The organism is Stenotrophomonas sp. NA06056 (assembly GCF_013364355.1).
Lineage (GTDB): Bacteria > Pseudomonadota > Gammaproteobacteria > Xanthomonadales > Xanthomonadaceae > Stenotrophomonas.
In genome coordinates this window covers 3,952,501-3,955,000 of sequence record NZ_CP054931.1, presented here as the reverse complement: position 1 = coordinate 3,955,000, position 2,500 = coordinate 3,952,501, and the positions used below count along the sequence as shown (strand labels likewise).

Sequence of the window (2,500 nt, the reverse complement as noted above, 5' to 3'; positions counted from 1 at the left end):
AATGGGTCAGCGACTTACTGTTCGTGGCAAGCTTAACCGTATAGGGGAGGCGAAGGGAAACCGAGTCTGATAAGGGCGCATAGTCGCGGGCAGTAGACCCGAAACCGGGTGATCTAGTCATGGCCAGGGTGAAGGTGCCGTAACAGGTACTGGAGGCCCGAACCCACGTCTGTTGCAAAAGACGGGGATGAGCTGTGATTAGGAGTGAAAAGCTAATCGAACCCGGAGATAGCTGGTTCTCCTCGAAAGCTATTTAGGTAGCGCCTCATATGTATCCTCTCGGGGGTAGAGCACTGTTATGGCTAGGGGGTCATCGCGACTTACCAAACCATTGCAAACTCCGAATACCGAGACGGACTGTATGGGAGACACACGGCGGGTGCTAACGTCCGTCGTGAAAAGGGAAACAACCCAGACCCACAGCTAAGGTCCCAAATTTTGTGCTAAGTGGAAAACCATGTGGAAAGGCACAGACAGCCAGGAGGTTGGCTTAGAAGCAGCCACCCTTTAAAGAAAGCGTAATAGCTCACTGGTCGAGTCGGTCTGCGGGGAAGATTTAACGGGGCTAAGCACAGAACCGAAGCTTGGGGTGTGCATATTTATATGTACGCGGTAGAGGAGCGTTCCGTAAGCCGTTGAAGGTGGATTGAGAAGTCTGCTGGAGGTATCGGAAGTGCGAATGCTGACATGAGTAACGATAATGCGGGTGAAAAACCCGCACGCCGAAAGCCCAAGGTTTCCTTGCGCAACGTTAATCGGCGCAGGGTGAGTCGGCCCCTAAGGCGAGGACGAAAGTCGTAGTCGATGGGAAGCAGGTTAATATTCCTGCACCTCGCGTAAGTGCGATGGAGGGACGGAGAAGGTTAGGCATACCGGGCGTTGGTTGTCCCGGGGAAAGGCGGTAGGTTTGGATCTTTGGCAAATCCGGGATCCTTCAAGACCGAGCACCGAGACGAGCCTTTATGGCGAAGTTGCTGATACCACGCTTCCAGGAAAAGCTCCTAAGCTTCAGCTTACGCAGACCGTACCGTAAACCGACACAGGTGGGTAGGATGAGAATTCTCAGGCGCTTGAGAGAACTCGGGTGAAGGAACTAGGCAACATGGCACCGTAACTTCGGGAGAAGGTGCACCCTTTTTGGTGGCTCGTGCGAGCTATAGCTGAAGAGGGTCGCAGTAACCAGGCCGCTGCGACTGTTTATCAAAAACACAGCACTCTGCAAACACGAAAGTGGACGTATAGGGTGTGACGCCTGCCCGGTGCTGGAAGGTTAATTGATGGGGTCAGCCGCAAGGCGAAGCTCTTGATCGAAGCCCCAGTAAACGGCGGCCGTAACTATAACGGTCCTAAGGTAGCGAAATTCCTTGTCGGGTAAGTTCCGACCTGCACGAATGGCGTAACGACAGCGGCGCTGTCTCCACCCGAGACTCAGTGAAATTGAAATCGCTGTGAAGATGCAGCGTTCCCGTGGCAAGACGGAAAGACCCCGTGAACCTTTACTATAGCTTTACACTGAACGTTGAGTTCGTCTGTGTAGGATAGGTGGGAGGCTATGAAACCATGGCGCTAGCTGTGGTGGAGCCATCCTTGAAATACCACCCTGTCGTGCTTGACGTTCTAACCTGGGCCCATTATCTGGGTCGGGGACCGTGTATGGTGGGTAGTTTGACTGGGGCGGTCTCCTCCTAAAGAGTAACGGAGGAGCTCGAAGGTACGCTCAGCGCGGTCGGACATCGCGCACTGTGTGCAAAGGCATAAGCGTGCTTGACTGCAAGATCGACGGATCAAGCAGGTAGGAAACTAGGACTTAGTGATCCGGTGGTTCTGTATGGAAGGGCCATCGCTCAACGGATAAAAGGTACTCCGGGGATAACAGGCTGATACCGCCCAAGAGTTCATATCGACGGCGGTGTTTGGCACCTCGATGTCGGCTCATCACATCCTGGGGCTGTAGTCGGTCCCAAGGGTATGGCTGTTCGCCATTTAAAGTGGTACGCGAGCTGGGTTCAGAACGTCGTGAGACAGTTCGGTCCCTATCTGCCATGGGCGTTGGAGATTTGAGAGGGGCTGCTCCTAGTACGAGAGGACCGGAGTGGACGAACCTCTGGTGTTCCGGTTGTCACGCCAGTGGCATTGCCGGGTAGCTATGTTCGGAAGCGATAACCGCTGAAAGCATCTAAGCGGGAAGCGCGCCTCAAGATGAGATCTCCCGGGGCACAAGCCCCCTGAAGGAACCATGTAGACTACGTGGTTGATAGGTCAGGTGTGTAAGTACAGCAATGTATTGAGCTAACTGATACTAATGATCCGAGAGGCTTGACCATATAACCTCAAGTTGCCTTGGCCGACATGACATGTCGATAGATCCAGGTGCACGCTACGTCACAAGACCAAACGAGAGGCAGGCGCTCAGGCGCGTCTCTTTGCATCGCAGGCATCACCGTGCCCGCCCCCTGCAAAGACACGGCGTCCAAGCGACACTCCAACCGCCTCCCTGGTG

The 2,500-nt window shown here is 54.3% G+C and carries 2 rRNA genes (both running past the window's edge); both read left to right on the top strand.

What is annotated here, in order from left to right:
- Positions 1–2,324 (top strand): 23S ribosomal RNA (locus tag HUT07_RS17895) (it extends 557 nt beyond the left edge of the window).
- Between the two features lie 169 nt (positions 2,325–2,493).
- Positions 2,494–2,500, top strand: a 5S ribosomal RNA gene (rrf, locus tag HUT07_RS17890); it runs 108 nt beyond the window's last position.